General features: G+C 68.4%; 17 protein-coding genes. 11 read left to right on the top strand and 6 right to left on the bottom strand.

From position 1 onward, the window contains the following. Positions 1–5 precede the first annotated feature (5 nt). From cseB to ACZ3HV_RS19525, 3 genes are read left to right on the top strand one after another with little or no spacing between them, the layout of a single operon-like run. Positions 6–704: a two-component system response regulator CseB gene (cseB, locus tag ACZ3HV_RS19535; protein WP_465686183.1), complete on the top strand. Its 699-nt coding sequence runs from the start codon at positions 6–8 to the stop codon at positions 702–704. A 3-nt stretch (positions 705–707) separates the two neighbouring features. After that, entirely contained in the window at positions 708–1,952 is a 1,245-nt protein-coding gene (locus tag ACZ3HV_RS19530) for a HAMP domain-containing sensor histidine kinase (protein ID WP_465686181.1), read from the top strand. Then, the gene (locus ACZ3HV_RS19525; RefSeq protein ID WP_465686179.1) at positions 1,900–2,202 is read left to right on the top strand and encodes a hypothetical protein; all 303 of its coding nucleotides are present in this window, start codon (positions 1,900–1,902) and stop codon (positions 2,200–2,202) included. Before ACZ3HV_RS19530 ends, ACZ3HV_RS19525 begins: the two co-directional genes overlap by 53 nt. Before the next feature lie 110 nt (positions 2,203–2,312). Here the strand turns inward: ACZ3HV_RS19525 and ACZ3HV_RS19520 are convergent, their stop codons facing one another. The 3 genes from ACZ3HV_RS19520 to ACZ3HV_RS19510 form a co-directional block, all read right to left on the bottom strand. Then, the gene (locus ACZ3HV_RS19520) at positions 2,313–6,065 is read right to left on the bottom strand and encodes an endo-alpha-N-acetylgalactosaminidase family protein (protein ID WP_465686177.1); all 3,753 of its coding nucleotides are present in this window, start codon (positions 6,063–6,065) and stop codon (positions 2,313–2,315) included. Positions 6,066–6,216: 151 nt separating this feature from the next. Beyond that, a complete protein-coding gene (gene fahA / locus ACZ3HV_RS19515) occupies positions 6,217–7,416 on the bottom strand; it encodes a fumarylacetoacetase (protein WP_465686175.1) in 1,200 nt (399 codons plus the stop codon). A 109-nt stretch (positions 7,417–7,525) separates the two neighbouring features. Further along, entirely contained in the window at positions 7,526–8,380 is an 855-nt protein-coding gene (locus ACZ3HV_RS19510) for a hypothetical protein (protein WP_465686174.1), read from the bottom strand. A gap of 74 nt (positions 8,381–8,454) precedes the next feature. Here ACZ3HV_RS19510 and ACZ3HV_RS19505 point away from each other — a divergent pair, with 74 nt between their 5' ends. Both ACZ3HV_RS19505 and ACZ3HV_RS19500 read left to right on the top strand, forming a co-directional pair. Then, entirely contained in the window at positions 8,455–9,648 is a 1,194-nt protein-coding gene (locus tag ACZ3HV_RS19505) for a homogentisate 1,2-dioxygenase domain-containing protein (protein WP_465686172.1), read from the top strand. A gap of 37 nt (positions 9,649–9,685) precedes the next feature. Continuing rightward, entirely contained in the window at positions 9,686–10,306 is a 621-nt protein-coding gene (locus ACZ3HV_RS19500) for a hypothetical protein (RefSeq protein ID WP_465686170.1), read from the top strand. Positions 10,307–10,310: 4 nt separating this feature from the next. Here the strand turns inward: ACZ3HV_RS19500 and ACZ3HV_RS19495 are convergent, their stop codons facing one another. Then, positions 10,311–11,108: a polysaccharide deacetylase family protein gene (locus ACZ3HV_RS19495; protein ID WP_465686169.1), complete on the bottom strand. Its 798-nt coding sequence runs from the start codon at positions 11,106–11,108 to the stop codon at positions 10,311–10,313. Between the two features lie 114 nt (positions 11,109–11,222). Here ACZ3HV_RS19495 and ACZ3HV_RS19490 point away from each other — a divergent pair, with 114 nt between their 5' ends. From ACZ3HV_RS19490 to ACZ3HV_RS19470, 5 genes are all read left to right on the top strand, one after another. Further along, complete coding sequence (locus tag ACZ3HV_RS19490; protein WP_465686167.1) at positions 11,223–13,067, top strand: bifunctional metallophosphatase/5'-nucleotidase; 1,845 nt, start codon at positions 11,223–11,225, stop codon at positions 13,065–13,067. A 197-nt stretch (positions 13,068–13,264) separates the two neighbouring features. Further along, a complete protein-coding gene (locus ACZ3HV_RS19485) occupies positions 13,265–13,954 on the top strand; it encodes a FadR/GntR family transcriptional regulator (protein WP_465686165.1) in 690 nt (229 codons plus the stop codon). Between the two features lie 59 nt (positions 13,955–14,013). Then, a complete protein-coding gene (locus tag ACZ3HV_RS19480; RefSeq protein ID WP_465686163.1) occupies positions 14,014–14,742 on the top strand; it encodes a creatininase family protein in 729 nt (242 codons plus the stop codon). Between the two features lie 89 nt (positions 14,743–14,831). Next, complete coding sequence (locus ACZ3HV_RS19475) at positions 14,832–15,764, top strand: CE1 family esterase (RefSeq protein ID WP_465686161.1); 933 nt, start codon at positions 14,832–14,834, stop codon at positions 15,762–15,764. Continuing rightward, on the top strand, positions 15,761–17,293 hold the full coding sequence (locus ACZ3HV_RS19470; protein ID WP_465686159.1) for an AbgT family transporter: 1,533 nt from the start codon (positions 15,761–15,763) through the stop codon (positions 17,291–17,293). The genes ACZ3HV_RS19475 and ACZ3HV_RS19470 overlap by 4 nt, the downstream gene beginning before the upstream one ends. Here ACZ3HV_RS19470 and ACZ3HV_RS19465 read toward each other — a convergent pair. Next, positions 17,286–17,864: a nicotinamidase gene (locus ACZ3HV_RS19465; RefSeq protein WP_360358897.1), complete on the bottom strand. Its 579-nt coding sequence runs from the start codon at positions 17,862–17,864 to the stop codon at positions 17,286–17,288. The two genes, ACZ3HV_RS19470 and ACZ3HV_RS19465, sit on opposite strands and share 8 nt — an antisense overlap. 83 nt (positions 17,865–17,947) lie before the next feature. Next, a complete protein-coding gene (locus ACZ3HV_RS19460; protein ID WP_465686157.1) occupies positions 17,948–18,727 on the bottom strand; it encodes an SDR family NAD(P)-dependent oxidoreductase in 780 nt (259 codons plus the stop codon). Positions 18,728–18,908: 181 nt separating this feature from the next. Between ACZ3HV_RS19460 and ACZ3HV_RS19455 the strand changes: the two genes are divergently transcribed. Further along, the gene (locus tag ACZ3HV_RS19455; protein WP_465686155.1) at positions 18,909–20,450 is read left to right on the top strand and encodes a fibronectin type III domain-containing protein; all 1,542 of its coding nucleotides are present in this window, start codon (positions 18,909–18,911) and stop codon (positions 20,448–20,450) included. Positions 20,451–20,598: the final 148 nt, after the last annotated feature.

The raw sequence follows: 20,598 nt of genomic DNA, 5'->3' as shown, positions 1-20,598 counted from the left end.
GTTCGGTGGTACCGGAAGAACCGGCAGCGCGCATTCTCATGGTCGAGGACGACGCGGTGATCCGTGAGGCGACCCAGTTGACCCTCGAACGCCATGGGTACGACGTGACCACGGCCGAGGACGGCCTGGAAGCGATCGAACGATTCGAGAAGATCCATCCCGACGTCGTGATGCTCGACATCATGCTGCCCGGGCTGGACGGGATCTCGGTGTGCCGCCGGGTCCGGGAGACCAGCACGGTTCCGATCGTGATGGTGTCCGCGCGTGGCGACGCGCTCGACGTCGTACTGGGGCTGGAAGCGGGCGCGGACGACTATGTGACCAAACCGTTCGACACGCAGGTCCTCGTGGCCCGGCTGCGGGCGGTGATGCGGCGCGCGGTGTCCGATCCGGAGCGTCCGGCGCCGGCGGCCGGCTCCGGCGTGGAGTCGTTCGGCGACCTCGAGCTGGACCGGGAGGCCCTGGAGGTACGGCGTAGTGGCACGACCGTGCAGCTCACGCCGACCGAGCTCAAGCTGCTGATCGAGTTCGCCAATAACCCAGGTGTGGTGCTGAGCCGCTCGACCCTGCTGCAGCGGGTCTGGGACTACGAGTGGGGCGGCGACGGCCGGCTGGTCGACGTCCACCTGCAGCGTCTGCGGACGAAGATCGGTGCCGACCGCATCGAAACCGTCCGCGGGTTCGGATACAAGCTCAGGGCTTAGTAGATGGGACTGCGCGGCAAGCTCGGTCTCATTTTTCTGCTGGTCTCGTCGCTCGCGATCCTGGTGCTCTGCGTCGCGGTCTACACCCAGGCCCAGTCGGCCAGGCTGGACCGGACGCGGAGCTTCGCGGACGAGCGGATCCAGCTCGCGGCGCAGAGCTACGACACCAACGACGTACCGGTGTTCGGGGCGAAGCTCGACGATCCCGAGCTGCCGCCGCAGCTGCGCGAAGCCGTGCTGGAGGGCAAGCGGGCCACGTTCAAGACCGGGTCGCCGAAGGCCAAGATGTGGGCGGCGGTCGGGGTCAAGGACGGCAAGATCCTCTCGATCGAGCAGGACTACGAGACCAGCGACGACTCGATGAAGGCGCTGCAGCAGGCGCTCGTCCTCGGTGGGTTCGGCACGGTCGCGCTGGTCGCCCTGGTCAGCGTGATCCTGGCCGGCAGCCTGTCGAGGCGGATCGTCGCGGTCGCCGGGACGGCGCGCCGGATCGCGGCCGGCGACCTGGACGCGTCGGCGGCCGAGGCAGTTGGCAAGGGCAAGGACGAGGTGCAGTCGCTGGCCAGCGCCCTGGACACGATGGCCAGTTCCCTGCGTGGTCAGCTCGAGGCGGAACGGCGCTTCACCGCTGACGTGGCGCACGACCTGCGTACTCCGGTGACGGGATTGACCACCGCGGCCGAGTTGTTGCCGGCGGGACGGCCGAGCGAGCTGGTCCGGGACCGGGCCAAGGTGCTGCGCCGGCTCGTCGAGGACCTGCTCGAGATCGCCCGGTTCGACTCCGGCGTCGAACAGGCCGACCTCGAGTTGGTCGGCCTGGCGGCGTTCGTCGGGTCCGCGGTCGGCCGGCTGCGGATGCAACAGGCGCTGGCAACGGACAGCGTCGTCGTCAAGCAGGTCGGCCCGGAGGTCACGGTGTCCACCGACTCGCGCCGGATCGAGCGGATCCTGGCCAACCTGATCGTCAACGGGCTGCGCCACGGTGAGCCGCCGATCGAGGTCACGATCACCGGCCGGATCGTCGAGGTGGTTGACCACGGCAACGGTTACCCGGAGGAGTTGATTGCCGAGGGCCCCCGTCGGTTCCGGTCCGGGATGGCCGAGCGTGGCGTCGGCCACGGCCTCGGCCTGACCATCGCGGCCGGGCACGCGAAGGTGCTCGGCGCCGAGCTCACGTTCGGCGAAGCCCCTGGTGGTGGGGCGTTGGCGAGGCTGGTGCTGCCGGCCGAGCCTGAGACGGAGTCGTAACAAGGCCACCGCGAAGGCGTGGGCGAAGGTCTCGTTCACCGGCAAGACCAGCGGGATCGCGAAGAACACCGTCGTGCAGGTGCAGCGCTTCGAGAACGGCAAGTGGGTGAAGTTCCCGGCCACCACCAAGGTGACCAGCAAGGCGAGGTACTCGGTGTGGGTGCAGAGCGGCCGGGTCGGCGTGAACAAGTTCCGCGTCGTCGCCGCCAAGACCGCGAGCGCTTCGGCGAACGTCACCATCACCAAGTGAGGCTGTCCCGCTCTTGAGGGGGAGCGGGACTAGGGGGTGGAAACGGGGACTGGGGACCTGGGACAGGCAATAACGGGTCTCAGGTCCCCAGTTGGTGTCTGAGGCCCCGGTTAGTGGGTGCCGTAGACGTTGAGTTCGGCGGCGGATCCGAAGACTGCGCCATTGAGGGAGCTGGTGCCGACGAACTTGACGAAGCGGCCGGGTTTCGCGGTGAAGGCCAGCCGCTGGGTCGCTGTCGAGTTCGGGAACTCGCCGGTGGCGACCGGCGTACCCCAGGTCTGGCCGTCGGTGCTGACGTAGAGCTCGTAGCCCTTGAACATCCCGTTCGTCCCACTCTGCCGCGGCAGGTAGCTGAACCCGTCCACCTGGTACGTCGAGCCGAGGTCGAGCGTGATGTGGTGCGGGTACGTCGCCGGCGTCGGCACCTCCGACCACGCGGAATGCCAGATGGTACTGGGGTTTCCGTCCAGAGCCTCCGTCGCCGCACCCCCCGTGCCGACGTCCTCACTGCTCACATCCGCGACCGTGATCCGGGACTGCGGAACGATTCCCGGCGGCAGCACAGTCACCTCAGTGGTGACCGTTGCCTGACCACCCGTTGCCGTCAGCACGTACTTGCCTTCCGGCGTCCCGGCCGGCGGCGTCACGTCCCACTTGGTCGTCACGCTGGTGCCCGCAGCAACAGTCGCGTGGGTCGCGGGGGTCGTCGCCGCCACGGTCCAGCCGTCCGGAGCGGTCAAACCCAACGTGATGTTGTTCGCGGCAACGACATCGTTGTTGGTGAACGTGGTGACGACCGTGTTGGCCTCGCCGGAGACAAGACCGGTCTGCCCGGTCACCGCCACCGACGTACAGTCCGCCGGCTCCGACGTCGTACCGAGATCGGTGACGGCGAAGTTGTCCATGATGAAGTCGGCCTGGTCGCCGCCGCTGGACAGCTTCCGCAACCCGACCCAGTAGTCGCCGCCGCACCCGGCCACGAACTCCTGGCTGAATGCCGCCTTCGTCCGCTGCTCACCGATCGGCGTCGCCTTCACCTCGACCGAGACGGGCCGGTCGACACCCTGGATCCAGGCGTACTGACCGGCGCGGCCGCTCTCGTAGTCGAAGCTCACCTTGTACTTGTGCCCCGGCTGGAAGTTCACCGTCGACGGCGTGGTCCGGTAGACGACGCCGTCGTTCTCCTCATGGGACTTGAGTGACCACTCGCCGTCGAGGACATCGTCGACCAGTTTGCCGTTCCAGCCGGCCTGCGTGTACGGCGCATGCTTGCGAGCGAGCACCGTCCGCGGGTCGGTGACTCCGCCGGCATCGCCCTTCACAAACGGTCCCCAGCCCTGGTCGACGTTCTCGAAGTCGTCGACCAGGCCGGCCGCTGGGCGCGTCGTCTCGACCACGCGGACGTCGTCGATCCGGACCTTCGCGGCACCAGCGGCCGCACCGATGGTCAGGTCGGCGCTGTCACTCTGGGCCTCGAAGACGACGCGAGCGCGCTGGTAGTACGAGTCATGCTTGTCGTCGGAGGCAACCAGGTTCTGCGCGGTCGACCTCGTCACCACGTTGCTCACGCCACCGGCCGTCAGCGTGGTCGGGCGGGACTTGCCGGGCTCGACCTCGACCCAGGCGGAGGCACTGTAGGTCCGGCCGCGGGTGAGACCGGTGATGCGCTGCTGGAGCGTCGACGACTTGGTGCCCAGGGACGCGACGTGCTGGCCGTTCGCGAGCGTGTCGATCGTGGCGCCACCGGTCGCCTTCCACGCGGCGAGGTTGCCGGCATTGAAGCCAGGGTCCTTGAGGTGCGTGCCCTCGCCCCAGTTCGCGGACGTAGGTGTCGGCGCTGCGTCCGGGTAGATCACGTACGGCTGACCGGCCTTGGCGACGAGGGTGATCGAGCCGTTGTGCACCGGGGCGGTCGTGACCTTCACCCGTCCGTTGTCGGTCAGCTTGTAGACGGAGAAGTTCCGGGCGCCCGTGAAGGAAGAGGGAACCTTCCAGGTGGTCACTCCGCCGGCCGGGTTGTAGTGGTAGAGCTTCTTGTTGCCGTCCCACGGCAGCAGATACTTATCGCCGTCGAGGACCTTCGCGGCACCGACGTACACAGTCCGCTTGCCGTTCTCGACCGCGCCGCGGACGCCGCCGGTGAAGGTGATGTCGTTGCTGTTCCAGTCGGTGATCTTCTGCTGCTGCAGGAACTTGGCTGGTAGGTTCCGCTGCCAGATGTTGGCGTAGAACGCGTTCCAGCCGGTCTCGCCGGTCCAGCCCTCGAACTCGACGATCGCGGACTGGCCGAGGATCGGGTCGCTGTTCCAGACGTCCTTCTCGTGGTTGCGGACGAACCGGATGATCTGGGAGTTCAGGCCCTTGTTGGTCGCGCCGCCGTAGTCGAGGTCGTTGGCCCAGTGCGACCACAGCGACGTCCGCTCGTGCCGGTCGGCCCACTCGGTCGCGACCTGCCAGCCCTGGCCGGCGAGCTGCCGGGTCAGGCCGTCGGCGAGCCAGCCCGATTGGTAGTACACGTCGATGTAGAGCTCCTGCAGGTTCTTGTCGGTCTCGTCGCGGAGTTGCTGGAACCGCCGGACGATGTTGCCCGAGGCAAGGTCAGGACGCTGCTTGATGTAGTAGCTCTGGTTCAGCCAGTTCCAGCCCTTGGCGCTCTTGTCGACGAGGTCCTCGCTGAACGCGTTCGCCTCCGGGTAGGACTCGGTCGCGTTCACGTGGACGCCGAAGGCGGCGTTCCAGGCCTTGCCCTTCTTCAGCAGGGTGTTGAGGTCGGTCAGGCCGCCGGCACGGACGTTGTAGTTGCCGCCGTAGTCCGGGTGCGCCGAGTCGTGGCCCTCGGAGCCGTACCCCTTCAGGATGGCCAGCTGCCCGAGGCCGTCGGTGGCGAGTGAGATCCGCTTGACGTCGTCGAGGGTGCGCAGGAACGGGTGCGTGGCCAGGCTGGCGAAGTTGAACGGGATGTGCGTGACGACGCGGTCCTTGACCTGGTCGCCGCCCTGCGGCTCGGTCATGATCGAGCGGAACGCGATCGCGCCGTCCTGCCAGTCGACGGTCTGGTCCTGGTTCGCGTCCGGCGTCACCACGACCTTTGCCCACGGCAACGGCTCGGTGTACGGCGAGGTGTCGGCGCGGTAGGTCCACTGACCGCTCCAGACGCCGACGCGGGCGCTGCCGTCGGCGGCCTTCCGGGCGCGGTGCCAGAACCGGGCACCGTCGTCGGCCGACTGGCCCGACGGCTTGTCGTAGACCGAGTTCGACTCGATGCCGGCGGCCAGGCCGCTGGTGTTCACGAACGCGTACGCCGCTCCCGTCGCGGACGGGTCCGCCGCGGTGGTCGCGGTGACGGGCGTGATCTTGTCCGCGGTCCGGGTGGAGTCCGGGTCCAGCGTGGTGAACGCGGTGGTCGCGCCGGCGTCCGTGCTCGCCACCGACACCAGGTCGTGGTCGGGGATGTCGATGGTGTGCACGCGACTGGTTTCCGTGTCGCGGACGGCGTCGATGGCGAAGGTCGTCACGCGGCCGGTCACGCTCAGGCTCGCGTCCAGCTCCACGCCGGGCAGCGCGTCGAAGGCGAGTCGGTACGCCGCTCGCCCACCGCTGACCGTGGGCGGCGCGAACAGGTGCGCCGTGCGGGCCACCCCGTCGATGGTCACGGTCGAGATCGCGTCCGGCTGGCCGCCGAGGGCCTGCCCGGAGGCGGTGTCGACGTACTTGATCACCCGCGGGAAGTCGGCTCCGACGGTGACCGTCAAGTCGTCCGAACGCAGCGTCAGATCGCCGGCCGCGTGCGCGCCGGCAGGCACGCTCAGCACTCCGGCAGCCAACGCTACTGTCAGTACTCCACACCCCACTGAACGTTTCATGCGGAGAAAGTTCGCACGTAACAGTTAACTCGTCAAGAGAAACGAACACAAATGAACAAGAACAGCCTCGCCTTCGGCGCGGCGGAGTGGTGGTGGGCCTCGCCCGGCTGGTGGGTGGGCCTCGCCTTCGGCTCGGCGGGGCGGGGTGGGGTTACGCGTGGACGATCGTCCCCGTGACCTCGCCGAGGCCGAGGCGGGTACCCGTGGAGGTGGTGGCCCAGGCGGCGATGGCTACCTGGTCGCCGTCCTCCAGGAACGTGTGCTCCTTGCCGTCCAGGACCAGGGGCTCGCGGCCTCCCCAGGTGAGTTCTATGAAGGAGCCGCGTTGGTTCTTCTCGGGGCCGCTGACAGTGCCCGAGGCGTACAGGTCGCCGGTGCGGACCGTTGCGCCGTTCACCGTCATGTGGGCGAGCATCTGGGCGGGGGACCAGTAGAGGTCCTTGTACGGCGGGGTGCTCACCAACTGGCCGTTCAGGTGGACCTCGAAGGTGATGTCGTAGTTCACCAGGTCGTCGCTCGCGAGGTAGGGGAGGACCGGCGGGTTCTGCGCCGGCAGCGGGACGGCTGCCGCCTCCAGCGCGTCCAGCGAGACCACCCATGGCGAGATGGACGTGGCGAACGACTTCCCGAGAAACGGGCCGAGCGGCACGTACTCCCACGCCTGCAGATCCCGCGCGGACCAGTCGTTCACGATCACCACGCCGTACACGTGATCGCGGAAATCCTCAACGGACACAGGGGTTCCGAGCGCGGACGGCGTACCGACGACGTAGCCGAGCTCGACCTCGATATCGAGACGCTGGGACGGCCCGTACGTCGGGACCGCCGCGTCGGGCGGCTTGCGCTGACCCGACGGGCGGACGATGTCGGTGCCGCTGGCAACGATGGTGCCGGCGCGGCCGTGGTAGCCGACCGGGAGGTGTTTCCAGTTCGGCAGCAGGGGCTCGGAGTCCGGGCGGAACAGTCGGCCGAGGTTTGTCGCGTGCTGCTCGGAGGCATAGAAGTCCACGTAGTCGGCGACCTCGAACGGCAACTGCATGGTGACCGCGGACTGCGGGATGAGGTGCGGCTCGACGGTGTCGCGGTCGTTCGGGTTACGGATGAGCTCGAGCAGCCAGTTGCGGGTCGCCCGCCAGGCCGGCCGCCCGAGCGCGAGGAATGCGTTCAGTGTCGGCTCGGCGAACAGTTGCGATCCGTCCAGCATCTGCGCGGACGCGACCGGCGCGAGATCGATGATCTGGTCGCCGATCGCGGCCCCCACCCGCGGCTCCTCGTCGTTGTGCCGGAACACGCCGAGCGGCAGGTTGTCCGGCCCGAACGGCGATCCGTCCGGAATGTCGATCCAGGTCATGGGGCCTCCCGGTCTGGACTGAGGAGCGAAGCGAGTGGAGCGACGAGGGAAGACCGGGAGCCAAGGCCCCATGACCGCGCCGGCGCCGGAGGCCCGGCCAAAAGCACTGTCACAGGGTCTCCAGCAGTTTGAGCGTGGTCAGGTCGTGGCGGGGTTCGTCGATGCTGCACGAGCCGAACGAGGTGAACCAGCGCCGGGTTCCGGCGGCCTGATCCTCGGACAACGTCCGGGCCCGGTCAGCGAGAGCGTCGCCATCCCGTGACGCCAGGAGCGCCGCCAGTTCGTCCTGCGAGGCGCCGTCGAGGGACGCGCGAGTGGCGAGCAGCACGTTCAGGAAGCCATGATGCTCGAACCCGGTATCTGATGCGGTGTGCCGGATCGCGTTGTGCAATCCGGCCGTGCACTTGAACGCGACCTCGCGGTCCAGGCAGGCCGTGATGAACGCCGCGACCTGGCTCTCCGACGGGAACAGCGAGGCATCGAGCCCACCGGTTCGCAGTTTGGCGGCGTATCCGGCGTCGGCGACGACATCGAGCGCTCGCTCCCACGCTCCGTCCAGACCGATCTCGACGTACGCCGTCTCTTCGTCGAGGCAGTCGTCACACGCGCGGACGACGCGGAGTGCGTTGCGGGACAGGTCGTCCTCGGCGCGCAGCCGGACCTCGATCGCCTTGACCTCGACGTCGCTGGAGCGGTCGCCGTACCGGACCGCGGGCTCGATCCCGCCGGCGCCACCGGTGATGACGACGGACACCTCGAGCGGTCCGCCGCCGGTCCGGGCGGCCTCCGCGGCGACCTTCATCAGATCCTCGTCGGTGCACACGAACGGACCGACCAGCTCGGCGTACGGCGATCGGCGGTGCACGCGGTGGGCGGCGACGGCCTCCGGCAGGGGGAGATCCCCCGGCGGGAACATCGCGGCGTCGTCGACCAGGTGCCGGAACAGGGCAGGGACGGTTGACATGGCTCAGAGCCTAACGGATGCTTTCGGTAAGCGGACGCAAGCGTTCGGATATCGAACACGCAGGAGCAGGAAAGATGGCGTTCTACCGGCAGGTCGGGCAGGTTCCACCGAAGCGGCACACACAGTTCCGGAAACCGGACGGCGGGCTGTACTACGAGGAGCTGATGGGGGAGGAGGGGTTCTCATCGGACTCGTCGCTGCTGTACCACGCCGGCGTACCGTCCGCGATCGTCGATTCGCAGGTGTGGGACCTGCCGGACCTCGCCACCGTCGCCAACCACCCGCTCACCCCGCGGCACCTGAAGCTGCACGACCTGTTCACCGACACCTCGAAGAGCAACGCGGTCGAGGACCGGCGGCTCGTGCTCGGCAACGGCGACGTCCGGATCTCGTACGTCGTCGCCGAGCAGCCGTCGCCGTACTACCGCAACGCCATCGGTGACGAGTGCGTGTACGTCGAGAAGGGTTCGGCGACCGTGGAGACGGTGTTCGGGGTGCTGAACGCGGTCGAGGGCGACTACGTGATCATTCCGCGCGCGACCACGCACCGCTGGCTGCCGGGGCCGAACGGCGTGCACGCGTACTGCATCGAGGCGAACAGTCACATCGCGCCGCCGAAGCGGTACCTGTCTCGCTACGGACAGTTCCTCGAGCACTCGCCGTACTGCGAACGGGACCTGCACGCGACGACCGAGCCGCTCGTGGTCGACGACACCGACGTCGAGGTGCTGGTGAAACATCGGGGCGGCGGGCCCGGTGGGATCGTGGGTAGCCGGATGACGTACGCGACGCATCCGTTCGACGTGGTCGGGTGGGACGGCTGTCTCTACCCGTACACGTTCAACGTGAGCGACTACGAGCCGATCACCGGGCGGATCCACCAGCCGCCACCCGTGCACCAGGTGTTCGAGGGGAACAACTTCGTGGTCTGCAACTTCGTGCCGCGGAAGGTGGACTACCACCCGCTGTCGGTGCCGGTGCCGTACTACCACTCGAACGTCGACTCCGACGAGGTGATGTTCTACTGCGGTGGCGACTACGAGGCGCGGAAGGGGTCGGGGATCGGCCTCGGCTCGATCTCGCTGCATCCCGGCGGGTACGCGCACGGTCCGCAACCGTCCGCGATCGAGGCGTCGCTGGGTGCCGAGCGGTTCGAGGAGCTCGCGGTGATGGTCGACACGTTCCGCCCGCTGGAACTGGGCGAGGGCGGCCAGGCGGTCGACGACGGCGTCTACGCCTGGACCTGGGCGGGCCGCCGAAACTCCTGAGTCCACGCTGCCCTGGATCCTGTGGGATTCTTGGGCGGTGAGTGTGGACGGGGAAGCCTTTGTGGTCGGCATCGACCGGGAGGCGGTGCTGCGGCGGCGCGACATCGTCCGGACGGTGGAGCGGCGCGGCGCCTGGGTGACTCTGGCGATCGGTGCCGTGGGCATCGTTGCCGCGCTCTACGTGCTGATCGCGTTCCGGGGCTCCGGGCTGTGGCCGTTCGCGCTGTTGTTGATCTTGGCAATGATCCCGCTGGTGCTCAGTACGCTGCTGGCGTTCCGGCTGCAGGCCGAGCGGAAGCGGTGGTACGCCGCCAACGAGCTGCAACCGGTCGCGATGCGGATGACTCCCAAGGGACTCGAGCTGGCTTGCGACGGAGCGGCGTACCCGGTGGTCCTGCCGTGGCAGTCGGTCCGCGGCTTCCGGCAACAGAAGCTCCTCGGCCAGTACGCCCTCGAGCTCGACCTGCCCCCTGGCATCGGCGCCACCACCGCGGGCGTCCGCGGCCTGGACCAGCCGGCCGTCCGGGCCGTTGTGAAGCCGAATCCGTTCCTCCGCCCGACCGGCCTGTTCCTGGTGAAGGCCCTGGATCAGCCGATCCACATCATCGACGAAGCGCTCAAACACTTCTCCCACGGCACCGCCGGTGTCCGCCGCTGACAGGTCAGCAGGGCAGTGAGTGGTACGTGTAGCCCTGCTTGGTGAGGGTGGTCAGGGCTCGGTCGAGGGCGGCGACGGTTTCGGAGCGGTTGCCGCCGCCGTCGTGCATCAGGATGATCGCGCCTGGTCGGGCGCCGGTCAGGATCGCGTGCTCGATCCGCGCAGCACCCGGCTTGGTCCAGTCCTTCGTGTCGACGTCCCACAGGACCTGCCGCTGGTGCAGGGCCGCCGCGGTCGCCTCGATCTTGGCGTTCGTGGCCCCGGTCGGCGGGCGGAGGCATTTCGACTTCACCCCGGAAGCGATCTCCTGCCGCATCTTCGCGTCCGGTAGGTGGGTCAGCGTCTTGTGGTCCCACGTGTGGTTGCCGACCTGGTGTCCGGCGGCCCGTTCGAGCGTCAGCAGTTCGGGGAACTGCGCCACCTGGATGCCGAGCACGAAGAACGTGGCGTGTGCGTTGTGCTTGCGCAGTACCTGCAGGACCTTCGGCGTCCACTCGGGCTGTGGTCCGTCGTCGAAGGTCAGGTAGAGCACCTTGCCGTGCCCGGTCAGGTTCCAGTCGTCCGGTCCGGTCGTGGCGCGCGGGTGCTGCGGTTGTGCCGGGCGTTGCGGCTTCCGCGTTCCGGACGAGGTGCCCTGTTTGCGGGTGATCGGCGTACTGAGCGGTCCGTGCTCCGAGGACGTCTCGACCGTGGACGCGGCACTGGTGTTCGACGAGTCGGAGGGCTGGGCGGCCTGAGCGAGGACGGCACCGCAGAGGAGGGCGGCGACCAACGGCAGAAGCTTGCCGGGCGGCTTGGTCATGCCGGGCATCTTCTCTCGCGCACAGGGCCATCCTGGCATCGGGTCGGGGTGTGTCGCCCGTATCGTGTGCCTGACGCCGGAGACCCCGGCGAAGACGACCGGTGAGGCGGACGCATGACGAACAGCGGTGAGCGGACGACGATGACGCGACGGACAGTGATCGGCGGCGCCGCGGCGCTGGCCGCGGCCGGCTTCGAGGCAGTCCCGGCCTACGCCGGCCAGGGGCACGGTGACGAGACCGTGCGGCTGACCGTGATGGGCACCACCGACCTGCACGGCAACGTCTTCAACTGGGACTACTTCAAGAACACCGAGTACGACGACTCCGCGCACAACGACATCGGCCTGGCCAAGATCTCCACGCTGGTCACCGCGATCCGGGACCGGATCGGCGCCGACCGGCGTGCCCCGCGCCCGCTGCTGCTGGACGCCGGCGACACCATCCAGGGCACCCCGCTCGCGTACTACTTCGCCAAGATCGAGCCCATCACCGGCGGTCACACCCACCCGATGGCCGCCGCGATGAACGAGATCGGGTACGACGCCGCCGCGCTGGGCAACCACGAGTTCAACTACGGCCTCGACATCCTGCGCAAGTTCCAGCGGCAACTGCGGTTCCCGCTGCTCGGGGCCAACGCCCAGGACTGGACCACGGGCCTTCCGGTGTTCCCGCCGTACGTGCTGAAGCGGGTGCACGTACCGGGCGAGAAGCCGATCACCGTCGGCATCCTCGGCCTGACCAACCCGGGCATCGCGATCTGGGACAAGGCGAACGTCGAGAACAAGATCAAGTTCGGGGGCATCGTCGAGCTCGCCAAGATCTGGGTGCCGCGGGTCCGTAAGGCCGGCGCCGACGTGGTGATCGTGTCCGCGCACTCCGGGATGGACCTGTCCTCGTCGTACGGCGATGCCCTGCCGGTGCCCGAGAACGCGTCGGCCCTGATGGCCGAGACGGTGCCCGGCATCGACGCCGTACTCGTCGGGCACGCGCACCTGGAGATCCCCGAGCGGCTGGTGACGAACAAGACGACCGGTGAGCAGGTCGTGCTGAGCGAGCCGCTGAAGTGGGGCATGCGGCTGTCGCTGATCGACCTGGACCTGCAGAAGGTCCGCGGCCGCTGGAAGGTCGTCGGCCGGCACGGCCAGGTGCTGAACGCGAACACGGTCGACGCCGACCCGAAGGTCGTCGCGGTGCTGCAGAAGGACCACTACAAGGTCGTCGAGTACGTCAACTCGAAGATCGGCACCTGCACCGAGGCGATGTCCGCGGCGACGGCGCCGTGGGAGGACACCGCCGCGCTGGACTTCGTCAACTTCATCCAGGCCGACGCGGTGTCCAAGGCCCTCGTCGGTACGCCGCAAGCCGCGCTGCCGGTGCTGGCGATCGCGGCACCGTTCAACCGCGGCGCCGCGATCCCGGCCGGGGACGTCTCGATCCGCGACGTCGCCGGGCTCTACATCTTCGACAACACCCTGCTCGGGGTGACGATGACGGGCGCGCAGATCAAGGACTACCTCGAGTTCTCCGCGCAGTACTACAAGCAGGTGACCGGGACCGGGCCGTTCCCGTCCGACCAGGTCACCAACGCCCCGACCGCGACCGCGCCGCTCGGGACGCCGGACTACAACTACGACGTCATGGGCGGCCTGACCAAGCCGCTCACCTACACAATCGACATCGCCAAGGCGGTCGGCGCGCGGATCACGGACCTCGCGTACGACGGCACCCCGGTGGCCGCCGACCAGGAGTTCGTGGTCGCGGTCAACAACTACCGCCAGTCCGGCGGCGGCAACTTCCCGCACGTGAAGACCGCGCCGGTCGTCTACAACCGCCAGGTCGAGATCCGCCAGCTGATGATCGACTACGTCACCGCCACCGGCACCGTCGACCCCACCACCTTCCACACCACCGACTGGTCCCTCACCTCCAACGGCACCCCCATCACCATCACGAGCTGACTCCACCGGCGGTGGTCCGCTGCCCGCTGTCGTGCGCGATAAGCAGCCCGGCGCCCGCCCGCAAACCGTGGACTGGGGAGGGTATTACCCCCGGATCGGGAAGAAACCCTCCCCAGTCCATAGCGAGTTCGGCCGACGCGAAGTGGTGTCCACGTGAGGTGTTGACCTCGGCAGTGGCTAAGTGATTTAGTCAGTTTGTGAGTTACTCAGCTGCTGAGGTGCCGCCCAGCCTGTCCGATCGGTTGACCGAGTCGATTCTCGGGATCATTCGGGACGGCGGGTTGGGTCCGGGGGATGCGATCCCGTCGGCGCGGGAGTTGGCCAAGCGGTTCGCGATCACCACGCCGACTGTGCGGGAGGCGCTCCGGAAGCTGGAAGCCACCGGGGCGGTGGAGTTCCGGCACGGGTCGGGGACGTATGTCGGCCCGACGATCAACAACGTCGTACTCGCGAACCCGCATCGGCCGCCGATCACCAAGGAGTCGGTGCTGCAGCTGATCAGCGCGCGTCTGGTGCTCGAGCCGGCCATCGCCGCGCAGTCCGCGGTCGCGCGGCAAGCCGAAAACCTGGAGCGGCTCGAGACTGCCGTCACCAACGCGCTGATCCCGCCGGGCGGACCGACGTTCGCACTGAACTTCCACGTCGAGCTCGCCGCCGCGTCCGGCAATCCGTTGCTGCAAGAGGTACTGGCGTCCTTGCTGAAGGTCCGCGTCCGTGAGCAGCAGCAGATCCGGGCCCTCTACGACAACCGCCAACGCGATCATGAGGAACACCAGGCGATCCTGGAGGCGGTGAAAGCGCGCGACTCGGAGCGCGCCGAGCGTCTGACCCGCGAGCACCTCGACAACATCCGCCGCGCGGCCGAATCCGCCCCGGAGTGGTCATGACGAGATCTCCGGAAAGAAACCGTCACCAGGTGGCCAGAAGTATCCGGAAACTGGCGGAGATGACGACGGACGAGGCGCTCGAGGCCGTGCGGACCGCGCCGCTCGCGATCATCCCCGTGGGTGCGCAGGAGCAGCACGGCGGCGGGATGGCGATGTCCACCGACACCGTCCGCGCGGTCGGGGTGGCCGACCGAGTTGCGGAGCGGCTGGCCGGCCGGGCGGTCGTCGCGCCGGTCGTGCCGTACGGCGTCTCGCCACACCACCTGGCTTTCGCCGGGACCATGTCGTTGTCTCCGGCAACATTCATGAGCATCGTCCGCGACGTGATCGCCAGCCTGCACACGCACGGCTGGCGTCAGTTCCTCGTCATCACCGGGCACGGAGGGAACAACGCCGCCCTGTCCGTACTCGCGCAGGAGTATGTCCGCAGCGACCTCACCTTCACGTGGACCCCGATCACGTCCGTCGTCTCGGACCTGATCACCGATGTCAGCGCGGTGCACGGTCACGCCGGTGAGGCGGAGACCGCACAGATGCTGTACCTGGCTCCCGAGCTCGTCCAGGCCGATCGCCTGGAGCCGGGGGCGACCACGCTCGACGAACTGACCACACCGGCCCGACTGTCCCGGCAGGCGCGTGGTCCGCGCCTGTCCGTCGGGTTCGACGCGTATCACAAGCGTGGCGTGCTGGGTGATCCCCGCCGTGCCACTGCCGAGGACGGCCGTCTCCTGGTCGAGACCGCCGCCGACCGGATAGCCGCCTTCGCCGACGAGTTGCTTTCGGCCTGATCCAGCGCACCGACTGACTGGACCCCGCTCAGGGAGGTCCAGGCGTGAGCCTGCCCGCTCGCAGGCAGTTTGCCCTAGGAGGCACCCCGATGAACCTCGCACGCCCGAAGTCACCCGCCCGCGTGGTCGCGGCGCTGCTGGTCGCGGCCGGCCTGGTGACCGCCGCCACCATGTTGCCGCAGGCAACCGCAGCGACCGCGTCCCGGAGTACCGGTTGCGGTCGGCAAGCAGTCTCCACCGGTGACTACGAAGTCGTCAGCGGCGGCCTGACTCGCACCTACCGCCTGCATGTGCCGGAGAAGTACAACCCGGCCAAGACTTACCCGCTGATCCTCACCTTCCACGGTCGTGGCAAGACCGGCGCCCAGACCGAGGCGTTCTCCGACCTGTCGAAGCTCGACGCGATCGTTGCCTATCCCAACGGTGTGATCGGCGACGAGGACAAGCAGGCCTGGCAGGGCGCGCCGTACTCGGCCAAGGGGGTCGACGACGTGAAGTTCACCGCCGATCTGCTGGACCACCTGGAGGGCATGCTCTGCGTCGACACCGACGCGGTCTACGCGACCGGCAAGTCGAACGGCGCCGGCTTCACCGGCATCCTCGCGTGCGAGCTGGCCGACCGGATCGCCGCGATCGCCCCGGTCTCCGGCGCGTTCTACCAGCAGGGCAAGCGTTGTACGCCGAGCCGCCCGGTGCCGGTGCTCGACATCCACGGCACCGGCGACACCACCATCCCGTACGGCGGTGACGGCCAGCGGGACCTGCCGAGCGTCGAGACCTGGGTCCGCGACTGGTCCGTTCGCGACCACTGCAACCCTGATCCGAAGACAACCCAGCTGGGCGACGACGTACTCGAGTTCACCTACAAGGGCTGCAAGGCCGACGTCGTCCACGTCGCGGTCACCGACGGCGGACACACCTGGCCGGGATCGGACGCGAGCTCCGGGCCGGGGTACGTCACCCAGACGTTCGAGGCGCATGAGCTGATCGGCGCCTTCTTCACAGCACACAAGCTGTCATGAGTACGGCGACCGACACGAGGGAGCTACCGCGCCTGGTCCGGGCGATGGCCGTGATCGAGCGGGCCGGCAACGCGCTGCCGCATCCGTTCTGGTTGTTCTGGATCCTGTCCGCCATCCTCGCCGTGGTCAGCGCGATCCTGGCCGGGTTCGACGTCTCGGTGGTCTCGCCGAAGGACGGCAAGACCGTCGCGGTGCAGAACCTGTTGTCCGGCGACGGCCTGCAGATGGCGGTGTCGACGGCGATCTCGAACTTCGCCGAGTTCCCGCCGATGGCGACGATCGTGGTCGTGATCATGGGTGTCGCGCTGGCCGAGCGGACCGGGTTCCTGCAGGCGCTGATGCGGGTCAGCGTGTCCCGGGTGCCGCAGTCGATGGTGGTGTTCGCGGTCGCGTTCGCCGGGACCATGGCCCACGTTGCGTCGGCAGCGGCGTACATCATCCTGGTCCCGCTCGGCGGGCTCGCCTTCCGCGCGGTCGGCCGGTCGCCGATCCTCGGCATCGTGGTCGCGTACACCGCGATCGCCTCCGGGTACGACGCCAGCCCGATCCCGACCCCGAACGACGCGATCTTCGCGGGCATCACCACGGCGGCCGCGAAGACCGTGGATCCGGACGCCTACATCTCGCCGCTGTCGAACTGGTTCTTCAACATCGCGTCCTCGATCCTGCTGGCGCTCGTGATCACGCTGGTCACGCGGCTGGTGCTGAACAAGCGGACCGACCTCGAAGCCGACCCGGACGCGCCCGGTGACGATCCGGACCAGCTGAAGGTCTCGGTTGCCGAGCGCAACGGTCTGCGCCGGGCCGGGATCGTCTTCCTGGTCGCGGCCGCCGCGATCGTCGCCGTCCTCGTGCCGCACGACTCGCCGCTCAGAGGTGCGAACGGCAGCATCGTCGACTCGCCGTTCCTGGACGGGATCGCGATGATCGTAGCGGTGCTGTTCGGGCTGGTCGGCATCACGTACGGCGTGACCGTGAAGGTGATCGAACGGGCGGCCGACGTACCCAAGCTGATGGCCGAGGGCATCAAGCAGATGGCGCCGGTGCTGGTGCTGTTCTTCGCGATCGCGCAGTTCCTCGCCTACTTCGACTGGAGCAACCTCGGGGATCTGCTGTCGGCGGAGTCGGCTCGGGTACTCGGGGATCTCGGGGCACCGAAGGTGGTGATCTTCCTCGGCATCCTGGTGCTGCTGACGCTGATCAACGTGCTGGTGACCAGCGGCTCGGCGATGTGGTCGCTGACCGCGCCGATCCTGGTGCCGATGATGCTGCTGCTGAGCGTGCCCGCCGAGACGACACAGGCGTTGTTCCGGATCGCCGACTCGGGCTCGACCGCGATCACGCCGATGAGCCCGTACTTCGTGATGGCACTCGGGTTCCTGCAGCGCTATCGCAAGGACGCCGGCGTCGGCACGCTGGCGTCGTACACGGTGCCGCTGGCGATCGCGATGACGGTCGCGTGGACGCTGCTGTTCCTCGCGTGGTGGGCGCTCGGGATCCCGCTCGGTCCAGGAGCCCCGGTCAGGTGAGGGTGACGCCGGCCGCGCGGAGGTCGTGCAGCGCCTGCTCGGTGCTGCCCGGCGCGACGCCCGCGGTCAGCTTGGTGAGCACCGTCGTACCGAAGCCTGCCTGACGGGCGTCGAGGGCGGTCGCGCGGACGCAATAGTCGGTCGCGATCCCGCACACGTCGACGTCGGTGACGCCCTTGTCCCGCAGCCAGTCGGCGAGGTCGCGGCCGCCCTCGTGGGACTTGCCCTCGAAGCCCGAGTAGGCGGCCGCGTACTCGCCCTTGTCGAAGATCGCGTCGAACGGCTGCGGGTCCAGGTTCGGGTGGAAGCTGACGCCGTCGGTGCCGGCGACGCAGTGCCGCGGCCAGGAGTTCTCGTAGTCGGGGTGGTCGGAGAAGTGGTCACCCGGGTCGATGTGGTGGTCCCGGGTGGCCACGACGTACGCGTACTGGCGGTCCGTCGGCTCGGCGTCGTGCCACTTGTGCAGCAGTTCGCCGATCCGGAACGCGACATCGGCTCCACCGCCGACGGCCAGGCTTCCGCCCTCGCAGAAGTCGTTCTGCACATCAACAACGATCAGTGCCCGGGCCATCGCGACGCTCCTTCGCCAGGTGTCCTAGGCCCACGGTACAAGCGTTGCCGCCGTCAGACCGCGATTGCGCACCGCCGGGTGGGTCACCCGGCCAGCAACTGGCCTCCGGTCACGCGCAGGACCTCGCCCTGGACCGCGGTGGTCCGCGGCGAGGTGAGGTAGAGAATCGCGTCAGCCACGTCGGTGGTGTCCGGCAGTTTGCGGGCGCTGAAACCGGCCGTGATCTGGTCGAGCGCCGGCTTGGGGATGACCCGGTGCTCGCCGTTCTCCAACGTGATTCCAGGCATCACGATGTTGACCAGGACGCCGTCCCTGCCGAGGTCGTGCGTGAGCGCGGTGACGAATCCGTGCAGTCCGGCCTTCGCCGCGCCGTACGGCCAGGATCCCGGCAGCGGCCGCACGGCCACATCCGTCGACAGCAGGACGAGGCGTCCGTGCTCCGAGCGCCGCAGCGCCGGCGCCACCTGCTGCACCAGGTGGAAGTTGCCCTCGAGGTTAGCCCGCAGGATCGGGAGCCACCACTCCGGCTTGGCGTCCTCGATGTTCTGCGGCCGGTCGTTGAACCCGGCGTTGCCCCAGTTGACCGCGTTCGCGACCACCGCGTCGAGTCCGCCCCACCGGTCGACCGTCGACGTGACCGCGGCCGCGATCGTCTCGGGTTCGTTCAGATCCATCGGTACGACGTACGCCGTACCTCCCGCTGCCTCGATCTCCGCCGCGACCGTCTCGGCCGCGTCCTTGCGGGAGTTGTAGGTGATCGCGACCCGGGCCCCTTCGCGCCCGTACGCGACCGCGGTGGCCCGCCCGATCCCGGACGACCCGCCGGTCACCAGCACCGCAGCATCCCTCAGCCCCAGCTCCATGAACCGCTCCTTGTGTAATAGTTAGTCGGCTAAGAAGAAAACTTAGCCAACTAACTAAAGTAATGCAAGAGCGATCCCGCTGCTGAGGTGAACTGAGCGGACAGTTATCGTGTGGTGGCATACCGTTACACGTACGAGTCAGGGCTGGCATCTTTCGCCGGAGCGGCCCTTGGGGGCGCTCATGAAGAAGGCAGTTCTGGCAGTGGTCACCGTTGCGACCGTGGTGGCCGCGGCACTGGTTCCGTCCGGCCGGCCGGTGGTGGCCGCGACAGGTGGCCAGGCGAGCCGGACTTCGACGGGGTTCGCGTCGGCGTTGTCCGCGGTCAAGCAGGCGACCTGGCAGACCAACGCGAGTGTGAACGCGCTCGCGGTCACCGGCAACACCGTCTTCGCCGGTGGGCTGTTCACGCGGGTCCGGCCGCCGGGCAACGCGGCGGGTCAGGGTGACGCGGCCCGGAAGTACTTCGCTGCGTTCAACCGCACGACTGGCGTGCCGACGCGGTTCGCACCGAAGGTCAACGGACCGGTCTGGAGCATCGCGACCTCCCCGGACGGCAAGTGGGTCGCGATCGGCGGTGACTTCACCGTCGTGAACGGCGAGTCCCGCCAGCACGTCGCGCTGCTGAGTGTTGCCACCGGCAACCTTGTGGAGAGCTGGGCGCCGGCAGTCAACTTCCGGGTCGCCGCGCTGCGGATCTCCGGCAACACCGTCTACCTGGGTGGGTCGTTCGGCCGGGTCGGCAAGCTCACCCGCAACCGGCTCGCCGCGGTCAGCTTGAGTACTGGCGCCGTACTGCCGTGGAACCCGGACGCGGACGACGACGTGCACGCGATCGAGCTGAACCAGAACGGGACCCGCGTCTTCGTCGGCGGCGGTTTCACGACGCTGAAGGGTCAGGAGCACCATGCCCTCGCGATGGTGAACACCACCACCGGTGACGCGTTCTCGATGCCGGCCGCCGCGGCGATCCCGGAGGAGACGCCCGACTGCGACAGCCGGGTCAAGGACATCGAGGTGCAGGGCAACAAGGTGTTCGTGGCCAACGCCGGCGCCGGCATCGGCTGCTACGACGGTGTGCTCGCCGCCGACGCGACCACCGGCAAGCTGCTGTGGCAGAACCACTGCCTGGGCGCGACCGAGGCGATCAAGGCGATCGGCAACTGGCTCTACAAGGGTTCGCACGCCCACGACTGCAGCGCGGACGGCGGCTTCGGCGACAAGACCGGAATGCACCACCTGCTGGTGGAGAGCACGGTCGACGGCAAGCTCGGCCCGTGGTTCCCGAACACCGACGCGGGTGGCGAGACTCTGGTCGGTCCGCTGGCGTTCGTGTCCGGCGGCAACGACCTGTGGGCGGGCGGCGACTTCACCGAGGTGGACGGCGTACCCCAGCAGGGACTCACGCGCTTCACCAACGCACCAGGTGGTGCGCTGCCGGCCGTGCCAGGTGCGCCGACGGTGTCCAGCAGCCGGGCGAACAAGGTGACGGTCAGCTTCGCCACGGTGGTCGACACCGACAACACCGTGCTGATCTATACGCTGTACCGCGGCAAGACCAGGATCGGGACCTGGTCACGCTATTCCTACCCCTGGACGAACCCGACCGTCACGACCTTCACCGACAGCGGCCTGACTAGCCGCCAGACCCTCGCCTACCACGTCGAGGTCACCGACGGCCGCAACGTCCGCAAGGGAAAAACCGCTGCCGTCGAGGTCCGCTGACCGGTAGGCTGCGGAGCGACTTCGAGGGAGTTGGGACATGCCCGGTAGAACGAGCACGCGCTGACCTGAATCGTCATCGCGTGCTGCTTTCGGTGTAAGCGGCACGGTTTCCCCCTGCCCTGGTGCGTTACCGCCCGGGCTCACTCGA

This window comes from Kribbella sp. NPDC020701, from assembly GCF_055562215.1.
The sequence above is the reverse complement of the archived record's forward strand: the minus strand, read 5'-3'. Positions and strand labels throughout refer to the sequence as shown.

Coding starts and splice junctions, on each gene's coding strand:
- ACZ3HV_RS19510 (WP_465686174.1), bottom strand. CDS start 8,380: ATGTCAACCGTCCCTGCCCTGTTCCGGCACCTGGTCGACGACGCCGCG.
- ACZ3HV_RS19495 (WP_465686169.1), bottom strand. CDS start 11,108: ATGACCAAGCCGCCCGGCAAGCTTCTGCCGTTGGTCGCCGCCCTCCTC.
- ACZ3HV_RS19455 (WP_465686155.1), top strand. CDS start 18,909: ATGAAGAAGGCAGTTCTGGCAGTGGTCACCGTTGCGACCGTGGTGGCC.
- ACZ3HV_RS19505 (WP_465686172.1), top strand. CDS start 8,455: ATGGCGTTCTACCGGCAGGTCGGGCAGGTTCCACCGAAGCGGCACACA.
- ACZ3HV_RS19475 (WP_465686161.1), top strand. CDS start 14,832: ATGAACCTCGCACGCCCGAAGTCACCCGCCCGCGTGGTCGCGGCGCTG.
- ACZ3HV_RS19490 (WP_465686167.1), top strand. CDS start 11,223: ATGACGAACAGCGGTGAGCGGACGACGATGACGCGACGGACAGTGATC.
- ACZ3HV_RS19530 (WP_465686181.1), top strand. CDS start 708: ATGGGACTGCGCGGCAAGCTCGGTCTCATTTTTCTGCTGGTCTCGTCG.
- ACZ3HV_RS19520 (WP_465686177.1), bottom strand. CDS start 6,065: ATGAAACGTTCAGTGGGGTGTGGAGTACTGACAGTAGCGTTGGCTGCC.
- ACZ3HV_RS19460 (WP_465686157.1), bottom strand. CDS start 18,727: ATGGAGCTGGGGCTGAGGGATGCTGCGGTGCTGGTGACCGGCGGGTCG.
- ACZ3HV_RS19465 (WP_360358897.1), bottom strand. CDS start 17,864: ATGGCCCGGGCACTGATCGTTGTTGATGTGCAGAACGACTTCTGCGAG.
- fahA (WP_465686175.1), bottom strand. CDS start 7,416: ATGACCTGGATCGACATTCCGGACGGATCGCCGTTCGGGCCGGACAAC.
- ACZ3HV_RS19470 (WP_465686159.1), top strand. CDS start 15,761: ATGAGTACGGCGACCGACACGAGGGAGCTACCGCGCCTGGTCCGGGCG.
- ACZ3HV_RS19480 (WP_465686163.1), top strand. CDS start 14,014: ATGACGACGGACGAGGCGCTCGAGGCCGTGCGGACCGCGCCGCTCGCG.